The organism is Pseudoalteromonas sp. NCIMB 1079, assembly GCF_040567695.1.
GTDB lineage: Bacteria > Pseudomonadota > Gammaproteobacteria > Enterobacterales > Alteromonadaceae > Pseudoalteromonas > Pseudoalteromonas distincta.
This window is the reverse complement of the sequence record NZ_JBEWZA010000001.1, coordinates 2,556,915-2,579,536: the sequence shown is the minus strand read 5'-3', so window position 1 is coordinate 2,579,536 and position 22,622 is coordinate 2,556,915. Positions and strand designations below refer to the sequence as shown.

The following is a 22,622-nucleotide window of genomic DNA, read 5'->3' as shown; positions in this document are numbered from 1 at the left end:
GAAATCCGCTTAGTTTATGACTGAGCGGATTTTTTTTGTGTCTATATTCTTTAGTTAAAATTACCATGCTACTATTTATCCTTCAGTTAATTAAAGGGATAGTATGCAGAAAATAGATTTTATAACCTTTGTTGCCGTTATCTTATGTATTTTTGCTGGGGTTATTATAGGGCAAAGCTTTACTTTTGAAGTGAAGCTAAGTGATCTAATAGCTCTTACAGCAACACTTATCACTTTTTCATTTGCCTACTTTGGGTTCAAGTCGAATAATGCTCAGTATTTAAATTCGATTACGCCGATAATCAATAAGTATGAATCTGGACATAGCAATAATTATACATATGCTATTTTTGTTAATAATCATGGAACTGGCCCGGCACTCAATTTCAATGTTGACATTTTGATAGACAATGATAAATATTCATTAGCAGGCTTTCTAAATTTATTAGTTGCGCATTGCGGGAATATGGAAACTAGGTATAGTCATCCTGCAGTATTAGCAGCAAGTAAAGAGCATGAGGTTTTAAGCCTTAAAGCAAAAGATCAACTTCAGTACATTAAAGTACATGATATGTTGAAAAAATCAGAATTCATCATACAGTTTACTTCAATCCAGAAACATGAATTCGAAGAAAAGTTTTTATTAGGCTTTCAATAGAAATACTCCTATTTAACACGCCCGCTTTTAGCGGGCTTTTTTATGCGTGAAACAAAAGGCCAGCTATGAAACTTGTACTTAAACGCTTTCCAACTCCTAACGGTATATTTGGCACGTTTGGTGAGTTGTATGTAGGTGATGAGTTTATTTGTTACACAGTCGAACGCGAGTGGAATAACAATAAACCTTCCGTTTCCTGTGTTCCTTGTGGAATCTATGAGCTAGTGCCTCACGAAAGTCCAAAGCATGGAATGTGCTACGCGCTACAGCAACAAAGTTTAGGCGTAACTATCTACGGACCGTCATTACGCACACACATTCTTATTCATGTTGCAAACAAAGCAACCGAATTGGCAGGCTGCATTGCACCAGGAAAAGGCCTTGGCACTGTTGGCGATGAGTGGGCAGTTTTAAATAGTGCTGGCGCATTCAATGAGCTAATGATTTTGCTTGATGGTAAGCCTGCAACATTGGAGATAGTAAACGCATGAGCAATATATTAACTAAAGCCGTTGATTTTTTTAGTGGCGGCTTGGGTTCGTCAGTTGTTCAGGCTGTTAAGGATTATTACCCACCAAGCATGAGCGAGCAGGAAAAGGCTGAATTAGATTTACGTATCAAAACTTCGGTTGATGAAAATGCATTAAAAGTTCAAGAGTTAGTTATCCAGGAGCAAACGATTTTTAACAATCGCATTGCTGAACTGGAAGGTACTGCTAAAGATTTAAAAGCAGTGCCGTTACTTGGTCCCTTAATGCTTTTTTTACGCGGTTGTCAGCGCCCTATTTGGGGTTATGCAACTCTGTACATGGACTTTAAAGTTTTCAGTGGCAGTTGGGGGGCATTAAGCGAACAGCAGGAAGGTGCTCTTTATATAATCAATTTACTTGTGCTTGGATTTTTGTTTGGTGAGAGAGCAATTAAAAACGTAACACCGCTTATTGAGCGCATGATAAAAGCCAAGACAGTTAAGGAAAAAGACAATGCCTAACGAAACAGGGCCAATATTAAAGGGTTTGATTGACTTGGGCCTTGGTTACGTTTGGTTTCTATTGCTTGCCATTTGGGGTGGTACAGTGAATTACATTAATCGTAGAAAAAGCGATAAATTACCTTTTAGCGTTGTTGAACTTATAGGTGAATGGGCTGTTAGCGGCTTTGCAGGAATAATTACAGTATTGATATGTCAGGAAATGGGCATGTCAGCCACTATTACAGCTGCTACTGCAGGTATATCAGGGCACATGGGTGGTAGGTCAATCTTTTTGCTAGAGCGCTATTTTCAACAGCGCATTGGCATCAAGGGCGGTAACGGTGACAAGTAGTGTCAAAATGGGACGATTTAAGCGAGCTATTTCTAAACGAGCATGAGCTAACCGGTATTGGACCACGTGACTTTTGCGAATCTAATGGGATTAACTACGCCACTGCTAGGCGTTACATAAAGCTACCTAAAGCTAATTTAAAAAACATACCAAAAGCTAAAGAGCGTAAAACTAAGGAAGGAAAGCAAAAGCCGGGTGTTAAGCCCGGCAGTAGAAATCTGCATTTAGTTAAGCATGGCGGATACACAAAGTATTTCAATAACGATATTAACGAACTCGTTGAAGCCACATCATTAGAGGATGAGCTAGACCTCTGTAGATCACGCATTCATTTAGTAATGGATGCTATTCATGGTATTCAAAAGCTATTAGATGATCCCGACACTAATAACGAAGCAAGAACGCGGCTCTATGAGTCAATGTTTAAGGCTGAGAATGCACTTGATAGGAACGTTCAGCGCGTTGAGTCGATAATTAAAACGCTGTCTAGCCTTGAAACAGATACGTTGGCACGCGGCAAGTTGATTGCTGAAACGTCACGCATTAAACAACAAACACAAGCGCTGGTTAACGCAACCAAGCGCGGCAAATATCAAGCAGAAATTTCAGAGCATGAAGCAGCTAAAGCACGCAAAGAAGCTGGCGGCACTAGTAAGCTTGATGATTTCATTGATAAGCGCACAGGCGGTTTAGATACCGTGGTTAGTCAGTAATGCAACCCAAACTAGCTAAATACCCTAAAAGCACCTGGTTAACACCAGAAGAACGCTTTGAACTAGACGAAGTTGAGCTATTAGAGCGTTGCGAGCCATACCTTGATTGTTGGTGGTGGCGAATAAACAACTTATACATCATTGCGGACGAGAAAGGCCGTGAAGTTTTATTTCGTTGTCGTATAGCGCAAACCGTGTTGTTTATGACGATGTGGTTTTTAAACATCATCTTAAAAGCGCGTCAATTGGGGTTTAGTACAGCAATACAAGTTTTTATCCTGGATCATGCCATGTTTAACGACAACAGGCAGTGCGGGGTAATCGCCCAGGGCAAGGACGAAGCGGGGGCAATATTCTCATCAAAGATATTGTATCCCTACGAGCGACTACCAAGTTGGTTAAAAACAGGTAAGCGCTCAGTTAAAAGTAAAACTGGCACCGGCATTAAGTTTAATAATGATTCATGGATTCGAGTTGCTGTTTCTTTCCGTTCGGGAACACTGCAGGTTTTGCATGTATCTGAATACGGCAAAATATGCGCTAACTACCCATTACGAGCAGACGAGGTTCAATCGGGCTCACTGAATGCGGTACATGAAGATTCTTATATTTTTATAGAGTCAACAGCAGAAGGCGCAAGCGGCAATTTCTTTGATATGTCAGTCGATGCGATGGAACTATTAGCGTCAGGTATAGATTTAGGTCAGCAGGACTTTAAATTTCATTTTTATCCTTGGTTTGATGATCCTAAGTATGTAGCCGCAGTACCACCAAGCGGTTTAAAGCTATCAAAGGAAAAAGCCAAATACTTCAAAGCGGTTGAAAAAGCTAACGGCGTAACGCTCACAGACGAGCAAATTAGTTGGTACATAGGCAAGGAACGCAACCAAAAAGGAAAAATGAAGCAGGAATACCCATCTACACCGATGGAGGCATTCTTAACATCAGGCCGCAAAGTGTTTGATAGCGAAGATTTGATGCGCGTTGAAGGTAGATGCGTTAAGCCATTACTTGTTTATGATCTTGAGCCATACACCGGCAAGCGTAAAAAAATGAACGGCAAGGTTAACTTAAGCGCCAAAGGTGGCGATACGCTGGCTCAATCAACACTTGGTTACCTTCTTGTGTGGGAATTGCCGGACGAAAACGAAGATTACGCCATAGGAAGTGACGTAGCAGAAGGACTTGAACACGGAGATAGAAGCTCATTAGACGTTGTTGCCAGATCGGACGGGCGACAGGTAGCACATTGGTTCGGTCATATAGACCCTAAGCGGTTTGCACACATAAACAAGCATATCGGACTTATGTATAACAAGGCCTATATCGGCATTGAGCGAAACAATCACGGTCATGCAACACTTCAAGAGCTTGTTGAGATTTACCCAACCAGCCGGATTTACACGGAAGAACACATTGATCGTGAAGATACGGACGAAGAAACACGCAAGGTAGGCTGGCATACAAGCGCACAATCAAAGCCAATTTTAACGAGTGGACTTGATGAACTGCTTACTCACGATAAAGACGGCATTGTTTGGCGCGGCACAGTTAACGAGCTCAATACGTTTGTTTACGACAAAAAAGGTCGAATGGGCGCGCAACCAGGCGGCTTTGATGACCAAGTAATGAGTTATGCAATTGCACAAGAAATGCGAGTAAGAATGCCTAAGCGACTAATTAAAGATAATACACCTGCACCACATAACCCTAATCATTGGATGGCACGATAACAAATGGCTGATCACGTAAAATCAAATAAAGACGGCTTTACGCTAGATAAGCTGTTAACGCTACTAGGCGACATAGATAGTCAACCAGATTGGCGCACAGCAGCAACTAAGGCTTGCGCTTATTATGATGGCGATCAATTGTCTGAGGATATAAGAGCGGTACTTAGACGCAGAGGTCAGCCAGAAATAGTGCACAACATGATTGGGCCTACTATTGATGGCGTGCTTGGTTTAGAAGCTCGCTCACGCTCTGATTTAATGATTGTGGCCGATGATGAAAACGGCGAAGAACTAGCAAAAGGCCTAAATGAGAAGTTTAAGGACGCTTGGCGTTTATCTCATGCTGATCGCGCTTGTTCAGATGCGTATGCTAGTCAATTAAAAGCCGGCATTGGCTGGGTAGAAGTAACAAAAAACCCTATTCCTTTTGCCGCACCTTATCGTGTTAAGTTTATTCACCGCCGCGAAGTGTGGTGGGATTGGAACGCACAAGAGGCAGATCGCAGCGATGCACGTTGGATGCTGCGTAAAAAATGGATGGATCTGGACGAAGCGCTTGCAACTTTCCCTGATCACAAAGAGATTTTAAAAAACTCAGTTAATTTGTGGGAAGATTTTTACAATACAGTTGATAAAGAGCACACAGAAGAACACGCGTTACATTCAGCATGGCACGACAGTCAAAGTTGGACACGCGGACAAAGCGAGTGGCTAGACCAAACTCGTAACCGCGTATTACTGCAGGTTATCTACTACAAAGTATGGAAGCGTGCACACGTTATCAAAATGAGTGACGGGCGTATTATTGAGTACGATAAAAACAACCAGATACACCAAGCGGCAGTGAAAAGCGGTAAAGTACAACTTGAGTACGCTTCTTTCCCTAATGTTCGTGAAGCATGGTTTGTTGGCCCTCATCGTATTATTGATAGACCTAGTGAAGCGCCAGGCGGAATGTATAACTTAATACCTTTTATTGGCTACCAAAAAGATGCAAGTGGCGAGCCTTACGGCCTTATTAGTCGAATGGTGCCAGCGCAAGACGGTATTAATGCGCGTGTTATACGCCTTAACTATCTACTGCAAGCACGCAGAATTGTTGCTGACGAAGATGCTACACAGCTAAGCAACTCACGATTAAAAGAAGAAGTTGAAAAGCCGGACGGCTATATACCGCTAAACCCTGAGCGTAAAAACAAGATAAAAGCCTCTGACGCGTTAAGCATTCAAAACGATGTAGGCATAGCAGCGCAGCAATTTAACCTCATGCAAAACGATATGAAGTTAATCCAAGATACAGCCGGCGTTTATAATTCAATGCTAGGGCAAGATAGTAACGCAACAAGCGGTGTTGCTATTTCTAACTTGGTTGAGCAAGGCACTACAACACTTGCTGAATTAAACGATAACTTCCACTTTTCACGTAACAGAGTAGGCGACTTACTACTTGCTTACATTATCGAAGCGTTAAAACCTCAAAACAACGTGCAGGTAACTGTTAATCGTGATGACAAGGCCAAGCGCAAGCAAATTGTACTTAATCAGCCTAACGAAAATGGCAAGCGCAATAACGATGTTGCACGCTGGAAAGGTCACTTAGCATTGGCGCCGGTTAAAGCTACGCCAACGTATCGCCAGCAGCAAGCAACGCTATTAAGCAATGTAATGGCGCAAATACCGCCAGAAGCACAAGCAGCAACAATGCCTATGTTCGTTGAACTAATGGACCTACCAAACAAAGAAGAATTTTTAGCGACTCTACGCCAGGCGTTAAACATTCCTAAGCCTCAAGAAGATATGAGCGAAGAAGAACTTGCACAAGCACAAGCCCAAGCTGAAAAAGCACAGGCTATGGAGCAACTACAAATGCAAGAAATTCAAGGCAACCTTGAAAAGCTAACTCTTGAGCGGGAACAGCTAAAAGTTAAGATCATCGAATTACAGAAGAAAACTGAAACAGAAGAAGTTAAAGACGACAAGTTGATAGCTGAAACTGAAAAGATTTTAAGTGAAGTACGCAGAAGCAATGCTGAAATAGCGGCGATGAAATCAAACGTACAAGCAAACATTCAACAGCAACTAGACGCAATACAGGTGTAGCAATGAAGCAGCTAGAGAGCATAGACCACATACCAGAAGGTCACATTGAACAAATACAAGCCATTGCAAAAATGTGTCACGAAGTTAATCAAGCTTACACAGCGGTAATACGTGAGCCATTAAAGCATTGGCATGAGCTAGAGAAACCAGAAAAAGACGGTGTTATTGAGCATGTGGCGTTTTTAATTATCAACATCGATGCTGACGCTAAAGCATGGCATGACGCATGGGTGGCAAAAATGATTGTTGCCGGCTGGAAGTATGGACCTAAACGCTCAATCAAAAACAAAACGCATGAGCACTTAAAGCCATTTCACCACTTGCCAGAAAAACAGCAAGTCAAAGATGCGCTATTTCATAGCGTAGTCAAGCAAGCCATTCACGCGGAGCAAGATAAATGAGCAATAACCACGTAGAAAGAATGAAAGACGAACACAAAGAGCTAACCGTTAAGATAAAAGCACTTAACACTTTCATTCATAGCAATGAGATATTTAAAACGCTTGATGATTTGGAGCAGGCGAGAATGATTAAACAGGCTGGATTTATGGAGGCTTACGCCGAAACGCTAGCAAGCAGAATATGGGCCAATCAATAGGCCGCATAAAACACGTACTACGCAGAAATGAAGCCGCTTTGTTAACTCAAGGCGGCTTTTTTGTGCGATGCACAAACTCGCAAGGGCAGCGATACGCCTAAATTTTAATTTTCGTAACCATACGTTAAATGGTCGATGGGGTAATAAAGTGGACGAACTAGACGAGATATTAGCAAATGGCACTGATGAAGAAATCGAGGCGGCACTAGCTGGTCTTGATATTGATGGTGACACATTATTTGGTGGCGAAGATGGCGAAAAAGAGCCTGTAGTAGAAATCAAACAAGAAGCACCAGCGGCAGAGCCAAAGCAGGAAGTAAGCGAAACACCAGCTAAAACAGACGTAGAAGGGGAGTCGTCAACCAAAGAAGGTGAAGCACCAGAAGGTTTTGTTGAAATCGATGGCGAGTATTACGTAAAAGCAACGGACGTAAGCAGCAAGAACGGTCAGCACAGTTTACCGTATGACGTACTTGTGCAAACGCGAGAACGCGCAGCAGCAGCCGAAGCCGAACGTGAAAGACTAGCCAGCGAAAAAGCGGAGCTTGAAAGTCAGTTTGCAGAATCTAAGCGTGTGGCAGAGCTACACAGCAGCCAGTTAAAAGAGGCTGGAATAGATCCACGCAAACTACCAGGTGAAATGCTTAAAGATCCTGAGCTAATGGAACGCATAAAGGACGAATACCCGGAGCTAGGCGAATTAGTTAGTGAACTTGCTAACCAAATTCAGCAATACGGCACCAAAAACCAGCCAGCACCACAACAACCACCTTCACAAAATGAAGTGCAAGACGCGTTTTCTAATTCACAGCACTTAAAACAGTGGATGGAAAGTGACGTTGATAAGTGGGATATGGCAAAGGTTATTGATGACAAGCTCGCAAAAGACCCATCGTTTGCAAACAAATCTGTAGCAGAGCGATTTAAAGAAGTTGAAAAGCGCGTACAAAGCGCCTTTGGTGAACAGCACAAGCCTAAGCCAAGCAATGCAAACTCTGCACCAATCCCAAATACACCCACTGACGTAGGCTCACAAGCCAGCGATCTGAGCGCTAATGCAAACTTACTAGACAAAGATGCTGCGACTATCACAGCAGAAATGGAAGGTATGACCGAAGCGCAAATTGAAGCGATGCTTGAGAGCGCGTCAGATTTTCTCTAGGAAATTAAAATGAGCACAATTACAAAAGCACAAGCGGCTAAAGCGTTTGGTGCTGCCCTGTTTACACATACACGCCGTCAAAATACGTTCGTGAACATGCTAACCGGCTCTGCACCAAAATCGGCTAAAGCTGATATGGCCCACGGCAAAAAGCAAAGTGAAAAGGGCGCGCCAGTGGTTATGATTAACGACTTGCAAAGCCAAGCCGGTGATGCGGTTGAAATGGATTTATTCCACAACCTAAGCGGCTTACCAACAATGGGCGATAAAAAACTGGAAGGCCGAGGCGAGAGCTTAAGCAAAACAGTATTTGAATTGCGCATTGACCAAGGCCGTAAGATGGTTGATAGCGGTGGTAAAATGTCGCAAAAGCGTACTAAGCATAACCTGCTTAGCACTGCTAAAACACTATTAGGTAACTACTACAACGATCTGAAAGATGAAGTTGCTATGTACCACCTGGCCGGTGCGCGTGGTTCTTTTGCACCGGACGATATTATTATCCCACTTGAAGATCATGAAGAATTTAAAGAAATCATGGTTAATGACGTTACGGCTCCAACGTATGACCGTCACCAGTTTGGCGGTGATGCGACAAGCTTTGAAGCGATTGATGCTGCGGATATTATGACGCTTGAAAAGCTGGACGATTTAGCGCTTATCTTAGAAGAACAAGCTAACCCAATGAAGCACATTAGCTTTGAAGCTGACCAAATGGCTAACGAGTCGCCGTTCTTCTTGTTATTCGTAACACCGCGCCAATGGCGTGACCTTTGGGCTTCTGCGACTGATAAAAAGTTACAAGAGCTACAATCACGCGCTATTAAACGCGGCCAAGGTTTTAATCACCCGGTATTTAAAGGTGATGTGATCATGTGGCGCAACATTCTTGTTCGTCTATACAAGAAACCTGTACGTTTCTATGCAGGTGATAAAGTGACTGTATCGAACAACGATAAACTGGCGACAACTAAAATTGTTGAAGCGGGTACAACTATCGATCGTGCAATCCTTCTTGGTGGTCAAGCGCTTGCGAATGCTTACGGTAAGTCTGATTCAGGCTCGCACTTCTCTATGACTACAGAGAAAACCGACCACGGCAATGCGAACGAAACAGCTATCGTATGGATGAATGGTTGTAAGAAAGTACGCTTCTCTGACAAAACAGGTCGCGTAAACGATTACGGAACGATGGTAATTGATACGGCTGTATCTCTACAGTAAGCCCTTTATGCCGGAGCAATCCGGCTTTCACTTTAATTTTTAGTAATTGGATAAAATTATGAAAGAAACATTTTATAAAGGTGCCGCTGGTAACCTATCGCTACACGTAGCAACGATTTCACTTGCTGCCCTAGCCGTTGAGGCTACAGATATTGCTTCAGATGGCTTGCCTATTGGTACTCAAATCACTGGCGTTCGTATTATTAACGATGCGCTAGGTACTGACACTGAACTAACAGTTCAGGTTGTTGATCATTCAGGTGGTGAAAAGGACTTAGCCGCTTTTAATACTGCTAGCGCTGGTAATGCAGGCGAATTTATCAAGCCTGTTTATATTGGTGATGAAGGTCCAAGCGACTTAGCTGTTAAAAATACGGGTTCTTCTGCGGCAACCGGAGAAGTTGTACTTCAACTAGAGTACCGCTACAAAGGTTACTAAGCCTTTTCGGTACACGTTTAAATAAAGCCTCGCTAATTGCGGGGCTTTTTTATTGGGGAATATCCATGAGCAATACAACAAATATCGTTTATATCGGTAAGAAGCCTTTTAAAAAAGACACCGTATGTAATACCCGTACTATTTTCAAGCAAGGCGAGCCAACGGCTGTACCGTCTGAGCTTGTTCAACGATTCTTAGACTTTAACCAAGTTTGGGTTGCTGAAAAAGATGCTAAAGCCTTTGTCGAGCGTCAAAAGTTCTTAGAAGAACAGGCCGAAAAAGAACGCATTGCACGCGAAGAAGCTGAAAAGCAAGAAGCGCTTGATGCAAGTATGTTAATCACCGTTGATGGCGAAGAAATTGACTTAGGCAAGTACAGCTCAAATCAACTTAGTACATTCGTTGAAGCGCACGACTTAACTATTGAAGGCGCTAAAAAGCCAGTACCAGCATACTGCAAAAAAGTACGTGATGCGTTCCGCGCTTCTGTTGCTGACGAAGATACAGACCAGGGCGAATAGTCATGGCGCAATTATCTAGCTTGATCCCGTTAGTTCGCGAACGCTGCGGGGGCGTTCTTGATCAGATGGCGAGAGACCAGCTAGGTCGCGCCTATCAAAAGTTTTGTTATGAGTCTCGTTTTTTAGCTCGCACTCAAGAAATTGAGAAAGGGCAAAGCGGGGAGCTTAGCATTGATAGTGATCACGTATTTGTAAGTGTTGATTTTGTTTTAGATGCCAATGGTAACGAGCTAAAAAGCTCAGATGACTACTTGGTATCGCCAAATGGCACTGTAACCGTGATCAGCACATCGCCTAAAGTGCGTGTGTTTTACCATATTGCCCCGCAATTCCTGCTACCTAATGACTTTGAAGCGGATAACACGATAGTTAACCGGTGGGCAGATGCTATCGCAGATGGTGCCGCGTCAACTTTGTTGATGATGCCTAATACTGCATGGACTGATCTGGCAAAGTCTGATTACTTTAAACGCCGTTTTACCGATGGCTACCGCGATGCTTTTCAAGTTGCTATCGAAGCACTAGACGAGCAAAGACCTACACAACAAAGAGTGTTTTACTAATGGCTATTATTACATCAAACGAAATCTTACAGCGCGTAAATAAGTTGTTAAACGATCCGGGCTTCACTCGCTGGCCTAAAGACGAGCTATTGAATTACTTAAATGACGCACAGCGCGCCATTGTACTGCGCCGGCCTGACTCTTATACCGTGGATATTGACGACTTTGCGTGTGTTGAAGGTGTTAAGCAATCGCTCCCAGCGGATGCCTTAAAGCTTATTGATATTCCTCGCAATGAATCCGGTAAGGCTATTCGTGGTCCATACAACCGACAAGTATTGGATGATAACTACGATACGTGGTACGCAGGTAAAACAGCGGTAGAGGTAGAGCTTTACATTTATGACGAGCGAAACCCTAAAACATTTTACGTTTACCCTGGCGTTGTTGCTGATATTAACCTAACCCTTGTTTACTCTAAAGCGCCACCGGCTATTGATACCGCCTCCAATGACTCAGGCGAAGTAATTGCGCTTGATGATGTGTACGTAAACGCAATCATTGAATGGATTTTATACCGTTCATACATGAAAGATGCTGAATATGCAGCCAACCCAAATAAGAGCCAAATGCACATGAACGCATTTAGAAGTCAGTTAGGCGAGAAAAGCCAAGCAGACGTTGCAATGATGGCGCAAGAGAAAGGAAACTAACATGACAGCAAGCGCAGGCGCGTGGTATCGCGTAGGAACAGTAAGCGTAAAAAATAATAACGCAGCAATTGTAGGTGTTGGTAGCAATTGGCAAAACGATTTTATTGCTATCGCCATTGGTGACGCGTTCACAATTGATGCAAAAACTTGGTATGAAGTCATAGCCGTTAATAGTGACACAAGTATTACACTTGATCGTGGCTTTGAAGGCTCAACAGCGAGCGATGTTGAATATGCAATATTAAGAAACACTTCGGGAACCATACTTACACGTATTGCAGGTCAAATAGCGGTGCAGTTTAACCAAAAGCAATTGTTTTTAGATGAATTACGTAATTGGTTAACGTCAGATGATGATACAACAACGCTCACTGATAGTCATGGAATTGCGCATGTTGTTAAAACGGTCAATAAGATACAAGCCCTAACTGGAACTGCTGCAACAGCAGACTTAACAACCAGCCCAACAGACACCACCCCTGGTAGGGCGCTAAAAGTTGGCGACTTCGGGGTTGGCACTACGGTCGGCATATCTTTTGCTGGTGAGGATTTAGACCTAGTAAGTGCTGCTCTTTCTGGTTATTACACAAACACCACATTGAACACCCCTTTTGCTAATACGTTTGGGGCGTTTTCATTTATACCAATTGGTACTGGTGGTGTAATGGTAGCCATAAGCACATCAAGCGAAACAATGTTTTATAGAGCCAAGGTTTCTGGCTCTTGGCGCCCGTGGCAGGAATTGTACAGTAGCAAAAACACCAACTTAAATGACTTTACGTTCTCCCAAGGTGATGTCAAGTCTGCTTACGTTAGGGGTGGTATTAAATTACTAGTTGATTTACCTACAAGCTCGTTTACATCACCTACCAGCATAACCGCGACTGGCACATTTAGCATTATAGACATATCCAATGGTCAAACCGTTTTTAGTGGGTTAACACCAACAATAGACTCAATCTCATCACCAAAAAACCTAGTCGTCTCTTTTTCTGGTGCTTTCGATAGAACTCTAAACTACATAATATCCGCTGATGCGGGTGGTGCAACTATTAAGGCGAACTTCTAATGTTAAGATTCATAGATGAAAAAGACTTTTTGTTAGTCGATAAATACAAGCAAAACGAAGATGGCTCAGTTGGATGGTCTTATAATGATGGTGTGTCCATTCACAGTGGCTTTTTACGTGAAGGCATGAGCAGAGATATTCAAGTTCAAAATGGCGCAGAACAAGTGAAAGTAGGTGAGCAATTGGCTTTAGACAGCGAGGGCTACAATAAGCTAGATGACGATGGACTGCCGTTATTCGAGCCTGTTTACGAAGAACAACCAAAGTACGAAACTGAAATAGTTGATATTTGGGCCAAGTTTCAATCTATGATAGCTCAAGGCAAGGTAGTCGTTGATAATTCTCACTTGGTAGACGAACTAAAGCTTACAGCAAAAGGAACGATTAATTCGACACGCGATAGACTAAACAATTCAGATATTGAATATGGTGATCATATATTCCAGGCCGACTCAATATCAAAAGGCGATATTATGGGTGCCGTAGTAACTGAAACAGACACTCTTTGGCTAACGCGTGAAAATGAAGAAGTTGAAATGTCAGCTGAGGATATGAAAGGCCTAGGCATTGCTATTGCTAACCGCAAAAAGTTTTTAGTTTACAAGGCGCGCCATTTTAAAGATGCGCTGGACGCACTAAGCGATGAAGCTAGCATAAAAGACTTTATCAACAACTTAGATTGGAGTGCTTAATATGCGCGTGATATTTTGCACAAACAACATGCCGTTTAGTTTATTGATAAAATTAGTCACTTGGTCACAGTGGCACCATTGCGGCGTGATAGTAAAAGAACAGGGTATTGACTACGTTATTCACGCAAAGGCTAGAAAGGGCGTGATAAAAGAGCCGTTAGATAAATTCAAGCTAGATTACCCAAACCATGAGATCCGCATTATGAATGGCGAGTCTACAGATGCCAATGAGCTATTGGGTCACAAATATGATTTTGGTGGCGCTATTGGTCATTACTTTAGCGCATGGAACGATCCTGAAAAGTGGTTTTGTTCTGAGCTTGTCGCTTACTGTCTTGATTATGTAAACCTAGATTTTGTAGGTCGATTCACCCCGCAAAGATGCTACTCACTTAGCCTTCCTATTGAGTAATAAAAACAAAGTCACTTAAAATTAACCGTAATTTCAAATAAGCGATTCCTATGCCTGCAATATCCGTTAAAACTTTTGCCGGTGAACGGCCTAAAGTCGATCCTCGTTTACTACCTAATGAATCATCCTCTAAATCATACGGTTGTCATTTTGATAATGGCAACCTTTCACCTTTAAAACTCCCAGCACTTACCGATATATCTCTAATTCCAAACGCCAAAACAATTTACCAGCACTTAAATGAATATTGGTTTGCTTGGGACAAAGTGGTTAACGCTGTTGCAAGCCCAATTGCTGACGATCCTTGGCAGCGTGTTTACTTTACAGGCGATGGCTACCCTAAAGTAACTAACAACGCTATTTTTAGCGGCTCCAATATGCCTGCTAGCGCTTACCGCCTTGGCGTTCAAGCGCCAGAGATAGCAATAATAGCTGTTGTTACCGATGCGGCAACCGATGAGATAGATCCTAACGATGATGAAACGCGCTATTACACGCACACATTTTTAACCGAGCAGGGCGAAGAAGGGCCACCAGGGGAAGCTTCACAGCGCATTGATATTAGATACCCTGACGAAGAAGGCACATACGTAACGCTTGCTTTATCACCGCCAAATGTAAACGCGTCAAATATAACACACCGCAGAATATACAGAACAGCGACCGGCGGGGGCATTGCTGATTATTTATTTGTGGCAGAGATACCAATATCACAAAACCAATTTGTGGATAACATTCCAACGGACGAGCTAGGTTCATCCCTTGATACCTACGACTATGAAATGCCAAACGAAAACATGAAAGGCTTAACGTCTATGGCAAACGGTATATTGGCAGGATTTTTTGATAGCACTGTTTGTTTTAGTGAGTCGTACCTTCCTTATGCTTGGCCTAGCGCTTATCAGCTAACGACTGAGCATGAAATAGTAACCGTTGCCGCACTTGGCAATACGCTAGCTGTGTTAACTAAAGGCTATCCATATTTATTTAGCGGCATAACGCCTGACTCAATGGCCGGCCAAAAATTAGAGTCTAACCAATCGTGCACAAGCGCTAGATCTGCAGTCATTGTAAATGGCACGCTTATCTACGCTAGTCCTGATGGTTTAATAGGATTAACAAGCGGCGGCTTAACTATGCTAACCAATCAAGTTATTACGCGTGAGCAATGGCAAGAATATGAGCCAAGCACTATTGAGGCTTATCACCAAGAGGGGCGTTATCTTGCTTTTTACGGTGAAAACTTAAATAAAGGTTTTATGTTTGATCCTGCTAATGGTGACTTTAGGCATTTTACATTGGCGGCAAATTGCGCCTATAACAGCCTAGAAGACGATGCTCTTTATCTATGTGAAAACGGTTCAGTTAGTAAGTTCAATGAAGGTTCGGAGCTTATGAGCTACATATGGCGCTCTAAGGAGTTTTCAGCTAACGACCTAAGCTTTGCGTGCGCAATGGTCAAAGGTGTTAATACAGAGCTTTCAGGGCTGAGAATTTACGCCGATGAAGCAGAGGTATTGCACTTAGAACCCGGCAATATACCTAAGACAGCATTTAGGTTACCGCCTACACGCGGTAACTCATGGTCATTTGAGGCATACGGGAAAGGAACGATCCACAGCGTTTCTATTGCCACAACTATGCGCGAGGTTGCTGCTTAATGGCAAAATTAAAAAAAGGCGTTTTCCCTGGTATCGTCCGGCAAGGAAAGCAAAAGCCGGCTGATAGCGCCATGGCCGAAAGCATTGAGATATTAACAGGGCAACGCGGTAAAGGCGACAATCGGGCGCTATTGGTTAGTGATCTAGTTAACCTAGATGATATGAAGCGTAACGCATTGATAAGTAGCGCAAGAGGTGGCAATAATGACGGTGGCTTACCCATAACCACCGGAGGGGTTGAAAGGCCGCACGCACCTGTAAATCTAAGTGCTACAGGGGGCTTTACATTTATTGCCGTTAGCTGGGATCATCCAACTTACAGAGGTCATGCCTACGCTGAAATATGGCGCAGTGAGACAAATTCATTTGACAGCGCAGCGCTTATAGCAACCGAAGTAGCAGATATATTTAGCGACTCTGTAAATATGGGGGCTGAGTATTATTACTGGGTTCGCTTTGTAAATGTTGCTGATATGAAAGGCCCAACACAAGGCGCGGCGGGTATCTTTGCAAAGACACAAAAGTCAGCGGAGCTAATACTTGGTGAAATTGGTGGGCTTATTGAGAAGTCTCATTTAAGCATTTTTTTATCTACCGCAGTTGATAAAATACCAGGGCTGGAATACCTAATTGAAGATGTTGCTTTTAATGAAATACCAGCATTAAAAGTAGATATAGATAATTTTGATTTAGACATAGACGAGTTGCGAGCCGATGTTGACCAGCATTTAATTGATATTCCAAGCATACAAGAGCGCATAGAAAGCCTTGATGTTATTACGGAGCAGGCAAAGCAAGATGCTGAGGATGCTATAGACAGGGTAGCCGCTTTAGATTTTGATACAGATTCATTAGCTAGGCAGTTAATCGAAAGCGCACTTATAGGCGATCTTAATTGGGAAGCTAACGCAGTTAAGCTCTATGAGTTTGAGTCAACATTAGGTAACGTTAATGCAAGGATTGAAGCTGAGTTTTTAACAAAGTCAGAAGCAAACGAAGCGATAGCAGCCGCCGCAGAAACTATACAGGTAATGATAGAGGAAAATGGAACCGCGTTAAGTGGCGACATTGCAAATACCTATTACACCAAAGCAACAGCCGATGAAGTCATTGCAGCCGCTACCTCAACACTTAAATCGGCCATTGAAAACCCCGAAGGCGACAGCGTAGGCGCTACGCTATTTAACGATTACTACACATCAACTGCTACAGACAATGCAATATCAGCTTATGGCCTACAGTTAAAAAGCGAGATAGAAGATCCAGACGGGGAGAGCTTAGGCGCACTTATAAAGCAAGACTATAGCACCACTGTAGAAACTAATTCAGCAATTAGCCAAGCAACAACACAGCTTAAAACAACGATAGACGAAGAAGTAAGCGCGACACTCACGCAAGATTACTACACCAAAGTAGATGCCAATAACGCAATAGCATCATCTGCTCAATTGCTAAAGTCAGAAATTGAAGATCCTATGGGTAACAGCATAGGCGCTACGCTATTTCACGAATACAGCACAAAGGCAAGCGTAGATGAGGCTGTATCTAGGGCTATATTTCAGGTTAGCAGTGAAGTCGAGCTTGCTAGTGAACCGTTAGCAAAAGCTGTTATTGAAAACGCGCTAGCTAATGATCAGCAGGCAGACCAACAAAGAATTGTTACCGCCAGCATACTAAGGACTCAAGAGGCTACAACCAGCCAAACAGAGGCGTTAGCGCAATCAATCACGGTTATTGAAACAAATTTTCTCGAAAGCGAATCAAAATTAACGCAGTTAAGCGCGGCATTCTCTGACGCGACCAGTTCAACAGCAAGTGACATTTTACAATTAAATACAAAGGTAGATGAAAACAAGACATTTCTTGAGGTTAATTATTTAACTAAAGTCGATACAGAAAGCGCCATAAGCCAAGCAACAAGCACGCTACAAAGCGCAATAGAAGGGGCTACCTCTGATATTTATGATAATTTTTTAACTACTGTAGAGACTAACCTAGCGATAAGCCAAGCGACCACAGTATTAAAAAGTGAGATAGAAGATCCGCAGGGTAATAGTATTGGGGCTACCCTATTTAATGAGTATGAAACTAAAGTAGACGCGGAGCAATCAAGCGCTTCAACAAACCAGCAATTAAGGGCCGAGTATGAAACAAGCGCTATAGCCGTAATAGAAAACGCTTTAGCTAACGACTTGGAGCAAGAAAGAAGGACCATATCAGAGGCAGATATAATACAAAGGCAAAATGTTTTTGCAGATGAGCAAAGCGCTTTTGCTGAGTCATTAACTGTTTTGAATGCCGCGCTTGGCGAAAATAACTCAACACTTTATGAGTTACAAACAGTATTTGCTAGCAATACCGAGACAACCGCAGAGCTAATAGAAAAGCTAGATAGTGATATTGCTGGCGTTTCAGCTGATCTTTTGAATAACTACTTAACTAGCGCAAAGGTAGGCGAGGCAATAGCTAGTGCTGATACTGCGCTACGTGCAACTATTGAAGATCCCGAAGGTGATAGCATTGGCGCTGATTTGCAGCTTAACTATTACACAAAAACGGATACAGAAAGCGCAATAAGTTCGGCAACTAACGTACTCAGGTCACTTATCGAAGATCCTGAAGGTGATAGTATTGGCGCGCTTCTTATTAGCAACTACACAACAAAAACGGAATCAGATCAGGCAATAGCAACGGCTTCTGAGACATTGCTATCAGAGGTGGGCGGGGTTCGTTCCTCTTTACAAACAGTAAGCGAGACAGTCGCCACTAATAAGGGTGAGTACAGCGCGTTGTGGGGGGTTAAATCAACTGTAAACAAACTAACAACGAGTGTCGGCCTAGTTAATGATGGTGTTGAACCTATATTCGCAGTTAAAGGCGCTAAGCTTGCGGTTATTACGGATCAAGATCCTACCAACTTAACACCTGTATTTGCTGTGTCAGACGGCAAAACCGTGATTAATACCGCCATTATTGATGAGGCATTTATTAAAAGCCTAGTTACTGATGATTTACTTGCCAATAGATTACTGGTTGGCTCAAGACTTACAACACCGTCAATTAACTACAATCCAAGCAACGGCGCCCGAAGCGGTAACTTTTCAATTGACCCGAACGGAAACATGCTTGCCAAAAGCGCAACTTTGGAATCAGTAACAATAAAGGACAGTAGCGGCACTGTTGTTATGTCATCTACCGGCGCTGTTATATGGGACAGGGTTTCGGGTAGCGGGAAACCAGCAAGTAACGCTGATGTAACAGCGCAAAATAAAGCGCTTGGCATAAGCATTGAAGATACGCGATACGAAAATCACACGCCCAATTGGTACCGAACGGTAAAAGGTGTAGGTGAATTTACCGAGTTAAAACAACGGTCTCAGATCGGCGCGCCCGGCGGCGGTGTGTATGGCACATTAAAAACAATTGTTGGCTGGACTACAGATTCAGGAGGAAGAATAACCCAGTATTTCTATAGTGACACCGGAACATACAAAAGGCGTTCAGATGGGAATGAAGCATGGACTGGATGGATTAAATCTTTTGACGAAAATAACAAACCGTATATTTCAGATATACCCGATGCAGGGCCGTTCGCGGGGCTTAGTAAAATTTTGAGTTCTAATGTAACTACGTATATTGCCAATGGTGCCATAGGTTCAGCTCAAATAGATCAGGCGTACATAAATCAGTTGTTTGGTAATAACGCGAGCTTTTACGGCACTGTATATGCCCAAAATATAGATGGTGATGTATATGACGCGAAAGCAAAAGAAATAAGCTCCGTATATAGCACCGACACAAACGATACTGTTGTGACATTCACCGTATCTGCTCTACCTTTTGCAAGAAACATTGTTATATCAGGACTGCAAGCTAACGGGCAAGGCTATGATTCATCATCAACATTCCAAGTTACCGCGTCACTTTACGCAAGTGGATCATCATCCGCAGTGGGCTCAAGCACATGGTCAGGCCGTGGTGATGGGTTCTTGTCGTCTGTACTCCCCGCCTTTGTAACAACGCTACCGGCGAACACATCAAGAACATTCACCGTCAAGTTTGCTAGCGGAAGTAATGATACTTACATAAATGGAACAGCAATATGCGCCGCTTTTAAGGACGGCTCTACAATTTCATAATGGATAAACCCCCCAATATAGGTTAATATTTTATCACAATGGAAAAGTCATACCTGCAATGCGTATCATGGGATAAACACCGTGATCGGCTTAAAGAGCCAATAACTCGAATAGGTAATATTGCAAACGACCCACACCTATACCAAGAAATCGACAAAGCCTGCTCAAACGAGTGGGCTTTTTTGTTTTTGGTGCCGGATGGTTTTTTTATTTTGCGCCCTCGCCATATTGAAAGCCAAACGTTTATCGAAATAACAGTAGCGTCTTGCCACGGCGGGAATGCTACGCAGCGTTACCTACATCACATCATTAGACTTGCTAAGTGCGGCAAGGCTCAATTTATCGAATTTGCAACCGCTAGACGCGGGTTTAACAAAGTAGCTCCCTTGCATGGCTGGGCTCACGCTGGCGTGCGTGATGGTTTAACCGTGTGGCGACACTTTTTAGGGGATTAAGATTCATGGGTAAGTCCAACGAAGTCAAAGAAACAGAGTATGAGAAAGAGCTTGCCAAAGTATACGGCGAAGAATGGGGTTACTACCAAGACAGCATTGTACCGTTTGAAAACCAAGTTATTGACGAAGCAAAGCAAGCCAATGACGCAAGCGTTTACGATGACATAGCCGAGAATACAAATCTTGGTTACAAAAAATCGTTTTCAGAAGCCAGTAATAACGCACTTTCAAGTATGGAAGCGAACGGCATAAACCCAAATAGCGGCAAGTTTAAAAACGTTGTTAGTGATATGGCCGACAACGAAGCGTCAGTAACAAGCGATGCAAAATCACGTTCACAGGTTGCAGGGCAGGAGCGTTACACAGGCAAGATGGCAAATGTAATGGCTATGGGGCAAGGGCAGTCACAGGAAGCGACAGCAACGCTTAGTGATATAGCTGGAAGCTCACAGCAAAAAGCATTTAACGATGCAAATAACAGCAGACAACAAAGCGACTCTATTTTAGGTGCGGCTGGCGCGGTAGCTGGTGCGGCAGGCAGTTATTACAACAACTTACCAGCGGAAACCGGCCTTGCTGATATGGACAACGTCATCACTGGCACGCCAAATAACGACCCTAACAACTGGACTACATAGGAGAAATCTATGGAAGAAGAATTTGATTACGACATTTACAGTGTTGATAGCTCTGATATTAGAACCGATAAATATCAAAACGCTTTAGCCGATCTAACGCGCCAGCAATTTGAAGATTATAAAACGCGCTTCTTACCGGTCCAGGAGGAGTTATTTGGTTTAGCGACAAGCGACAAGTTGCTAAATGAACAGATGGTTCGCAATGAAAAAAATATAAACACCTCTTTCAATCAATCAAAGGTGGCCGAGTCTCAGCGCATGGGGCGATACGGCTTAACGCCAGATGAAACAAAGCAAAGCAGCGCCAATACAGGTTTATTAAAAAGCCTTACAACGGCCTCTGTAAACAACGAAACACGCGAGTCAGTAGATGATTTGCAAAACTCAATTTTAACGGGGCAAGGCGGCGCGCCTAAGTCTCTAGCTGATATAGGTGGTAAATAATGGCTTATTCAATCATGCAGGCTGGGCAGAGCACAAAAAGCAAAGCCACAGGTTCGCTTAAATCTCTATCTGATATGGAACAAAACCGCGATATGACTAACGAAAACTTAGACCAGCAGCAGAAAAGCGCACAAATGAGCGGCGCCGCTTCTGGAGCAATGATTGGCACTCAAATAATGCCTGGCTGGGGAACAGCTATTGGTGCGGCGGTTGGTTTTGTTGCGGGTTCACTTTAAGGGGTAATGTATGGCAGGCGCATTTGTAGATGGGGCGTTAAAGGGCTTTGAAATGATGGAACGCCATCAAGCACGCAAGGACAATAAAGCTCGCCTTGCTGATATGGATAAGCGAAACGATCAGCGTTATCAAGACGGCCTTGATAGACAAGCTCAGCTTGATAATGAGCGCGTTCAAAACCGCAAGCAGGACGTTAAGTTTCGTGAAAACCAAGCTAATCAAAATAGTGAATATCGCAATAAAACACTAGAAGCTAACCAGCAACAAAGGCAGTGGGAGCAAAACTATAAAACGCAACAAGATATATGGGAAAAAGACCAGCCAGCAATACCTTTAGCGTGGCAGTCATTCAGAGAAACAGGCCAAATACCGGAAGATTTAAACGATGTGCTTTCGCGCAACAAAGGCATGGACCCGCGTACTTACATGAAACCTGAATATCGTGAAGCGGTAAAAGGATTAAGCACAAAGCTTGATACCGTTATTAAAAGTGGAAATATGGCACAAGCCAACTCCCCTGAAACCATCAAGCTATTTGATGGCGTGTTTGGCGACAAAATAAAAGCGTCCATTGGCCAGTATGACGAAGCTGTAAAGTCAAAAATTGCTAATGTTGAGTTTGCTGGTTTTGTGCCGGCAGAACGTGAAGATGGAAGCGTAGCCCTGGCGTTACAAGTTACCTATGAAAATGGCTCAAAAAAAGTAAAGCCAATGACTAAGGGCCGAACGTCTGAGGGCGATGATCCTGTAATGACCTACACGCCTAAAGAGCTAGTTAGCACCATCAAAACACGCGCAATGATGGCAGATATGATAGAGCGCCCGGAATATTGGGACAAAATGGGGACCGAAGTTGCTGCAAACTTTGGCCGTGGCACAAAAGCCAGCTCAAGCCGTGGAAGCAGCAACGATTACCAAAAACAACTTAACTCTATTCAAGATGAAATGACCAAAGCACTTGCCAAAATAGAAAGTGAAGGAGTGATGGTATATCCAGACGAGACAGCACGAACGGCGGCTAAAAAGCGAGTATCAGAGCTATATGAAAGCAGAGTTAACCAGTTGAAAAAAGCTTATGGCGTTGAAGTATCTAGCGTTGAAGGCACAGACAAGGGGGTTGATCTAGAAGGGCTTAGCGATGAAGAATTACTACAACAACTTACCGGTGCGTTAGGAGCGCAATAAC

General features: G+C 43.2%; 25 protein-coding genes. All 25 read left to right on the top strand.

The annotated features are described in order from the left end of the window. Positions 1 to 103: 103 nt before the first annotated feature. The 25 genes from ABX891_RS11820 to ABX891_RS11700 all read left to right on the top strand — a co-directional run bounded on the left by ABX891_RS11820 (position 104) and on the right by ABX891_RS11700 (position 22,621). Positions 104 to 658: a hypothetical protein gene (locus ABX891_RS11820; RefSeq protein ID WP_354629581.1), complete on the top strand. Its 555-nt coding sequence runs from the start codon at positions 104 to 106 to the stop codon at positions 656 to 658. A gap of 65 nt (positions 659 to 723) precedes the next feature. Continuing rightward, positions 724 to 1,149: a DUF5675 family protein gene (locus ABX891_RS11815; protein ID WP_354629580.1), complete on the top strand. Its 426-nt coding sequence runs from the start codon at positions 724 to 726 to the stop codon at positions 1,147 to 1,149. After that, a complete protein-coding gene (locus ABX891_RS11810) occupies positions 1,146 to 1,649 on the top strand; it encodes a hypothetical protein (RefSeq protein ID WP_354629579.1) in 504 nt (167 codons plus the stop codon). Before ABX891_RS11815 ends, ABX891_RS11810 begins: the two co-directional genes overlap by 4 nt. Further along, complete coding sequence (locus ABX891_RS11805) at positions 1,642 to 1,983, top strand: phage holin family protein (protein ID WP_182734388.1); 342 nt, start codon at positions 1,642 to 1,644, stop codon at positions 1,981 to 1,983. Before ABX891_RS11810 ends, ABX891_RS11805 begins: the two co-directional genes overlap by 8 nt. Next, positions 1,983 to 2,696, top strand: a complete 714-nt coding sequence (locus ABX891_RS11800; protein ID WP_354629578.1) for a hypothetical protein — start codon at positions 1,983 to 1,985, stop codon at positions 2,694 to 2,696. The genes ABX891_RS11805 and ABX891_RS11800 overlap by 1 nt, the downstream gene beginning before the upstream one ends. After that, positions 2,696 to 4,429 (top strand): terminase large subunit, encoded by a 1,734-nt coding sequence (locus ABX891_RS11795; protein WP_354629577.1) that lies wholly within the window; start codon positions 2,696 to 2,698, stop codon positions 4,427 to 4,429. The genes ABX891_RS11800 and ABX891_RS11795 overlap by 1 nt, the downstream gene beginning before the upstream one ends. 3 nt (positions 4,430 to 4,432) lie before the next feature. After that, positions 4,433 to 6,529, top strand: a complete 2,097-nt coding sequence (locus ABX891_RS11790) for a portal protein (RefSeq protein ID WP_354629576.1) — start codon at positions 4,433 to 4,435, stop codon at positions 6,527 to 6,529. Positions 6,530 to 6,531: 2 nt separating this feature from the next. Continuing rightward, entirely contained in the window at positions 6,532 to 6,930 is a 399-nt protein-coding gene (locus tag ABX891_RS11785) for a RyR domain-containing protein (protein WP_354629575.1), read from the top strand. Continuing rightward, on the top strand, positions 6,927 to 7,127 hold the full coding sequence (locus ABX891_RS11780) for a crAss001_48 related protein (protein ID WP_354629574.1): 201 nt from the start codon (positions 6,927 to 6,929) through the stop codon (positions 7,125 to 7,127). Before ABX891_RS11785 ends, ABX891_RS11780 begins: the two co-directional genes overlap by 4 nt. Positions 7,128 to 7,194: 67 nt before the next feature. Continuing rightward, positions 7,195 to 8,289, top strand: a complete 1,095-nt coding sequence (locus ABX891_RS11775) for a hypothetical protein (protein WP_354629573.1) — start codon at positions 7,195 to 7,197, stop codon at positions 8,287 to 8,289. A gap of 9 nt (positions 8,290 to 8,298) precedes the next feature. Further along, a complete protein-coding gene (locus ABX891_RS11770) occupies positions 8,299 to 9,513 on the top strand; it encodes a N4-gp56 family major capsid protein (protein WP_354629572.1) in 1,215 nt (404 codons plus the stop codon). 58 nt (positions 9,514 to 9,571) lie between these two features. Then, on the top strand, positions 9,572 to 9,952 hold the full coding sequence (locus ABX891_RS11765; RefSeq protein WP_354629571.1) for a hypothetical protein: 381 nt from the start codon (positions 9,572 to 9,574) through the stop codon (positions 9,950 to 9,952). Between the two features lie 65 nt (positions 9,953 to 10,017). Beyond that, a complete protein-coding gene (locus tag ABX891_RS11760; RefSeq protein ID WP_354629570.1) occupies positions 10,018 to 10,473 on the top strand; it encodes a hypothetical protein in 456 nt (151 codons plus the stop codon). A 2-nt stretch (positions 10,474 to 10,475) separates the two neighbouring features. Then, positions 10,476 to 11,036, top strand: a complete 561-nt coding sequence (locus ABX891_RS11755; protein ID WP_354629569.1) for a hypothetical protein — start codon at positions 10,476 to 10,478, stop codon at positions 11,034 to 11,036. Continuing rightward, a complete protein-coding gene (locus tag ABX891_RS11750) occupies positions 11,036 to 11,689 on the top strand; it encodes a phage adaptor protein (protein ID WP_354629568.1) in 654 nt (217 codons plus the stop codon). The genes ABX891_RS11755 and ABX891_RS11750 overlap by 1 nt, the downstream gene beginning before the upstream one ends. Position 11,690: 1 nt before the next feature. Continuing rightward, a complete protein-coding gene (locus ABX891_RS11745) occupies positions 11,691 to 12,758 on the top strand; it encodes a hypothetical protein (protein WP_354629567.1) in 1,068 nt (355 codons plus the stop codon). Next, complete coding sequence (locus ABX891_RS11740; protein ID WP_354629566.1) at positions 12,758 to 13,450, top strand: DUF4376 domain-containing protein; 693 nt, start codon at positions 12,758 to 12,760, stop codon at positions 13,448 to 13,450. Before ABX891_RS11745 ends, ABX891_RS11740 begins: the two co-directional genes overlap by 1 nt. Position 13,451: 1 nt before the next feature. Then, positions 13,452 to 13,862, top strand: a complete 411-nt coding sequence (locus ABX891_RS11735) for a YiiX/YebB-like N1pC/P60 family cysteine hydrolase (RefSeq protein WP_354629565.1) — start codon at positions 13,452 to 13,454, stop codon at positions 13,860 to 13,862. A gap of 50 nt (positions 13,863 to 13,912) precedes the next feature. After that, positions 13,913 to 15,523, top strand: coding sequence for a hypothetical protein (locus ABX891_RS11730; protein ID WP_354629564.1), 1,611 nt, complete (start codon positions 13,913 to 13,915; stop codon positions 15,521 to 15,523). Next, on the top strand, positions 15,523 to 19,662 hold the full coding sequence (locus tag ABX891_RS11725) for a phage tail tip fiber protein (RefSeq protein WP_354629563.1): 4,140 nt from the start codon (positions 15,523 to 15,525) through the stop codon (positions 19,660 to 19,662). Before ABX891_RS11730 ends, ABX891_RS11725 begins: the two co-directional genes overlap by 1 nt. 38 nt (positions 19,663 to 19,700) lie before the next feature. Then, positions 19,701 to 20,117 (top strand): hypothetical protein, encoded by a 417-nt coding sequence (locus ABX891_RS11720; protein ID WP_354629562.1) that lies wholly within the window; start codon positions 19,701 to 19,703, stop codon positions 20,115 to 20,117. 5 nt (positions 20,118 to 20,122) lie between these two features. Further along, positions 20,123 to 20,755, top strand: a complete 633-nt coding sequence (locus ABX891_RS11715; RefSeq protein WP_354629561.1) for a hypothetical protein — start codon at positions 20,123 to 20,125, stop codon at positions 20,753 to 20,755. A gap of 9 nt (positions 20,756 to 20,764) precedes the next feature. Then, positions 20,765 to 21,199 carry a hypothetical protein gene (locus tag ABX891_RS11710; RefSeq protein WP_354629560.1) on the top strand — a complete coding sequence of 145 codons (435 nt, stop codon included), beginning with the start codon at positions 20,765 to 20,767 and terminating at the stop codon, positions 21,197 to 21,199. Beyond that, positions 21,199 to 21,435 (top strand): hypothetical protein, encoded by a 237-nt coding sequence (locus ABX891_RS11705; protein ID WP_354629559.1) that lies wholly within the window; start codon positions 21,199 to 21,201, stop codon positions 21,433 to 21,435. The genes ABX891_RS11710 and ABX891_RS11705 overlap by 1 nt, the downstream gene beginning before the upstream one ends. 10 nt (positions 21,436 to 21,445) lie before the next feature. Then, the gene (locus ABX891_RS11700; protein WP_354629558.1) at positions 21,446 to 22,621 is read left to right on the top strand and encodes a hypothetical protein; all 1,176 of its coding nucleotides are present in this window, start codon (positions 21,446 to 21,448) and stop codon (positions 22,619 to 22,621) included. Position 22,622: the final 1 nt, after the last annotated feature.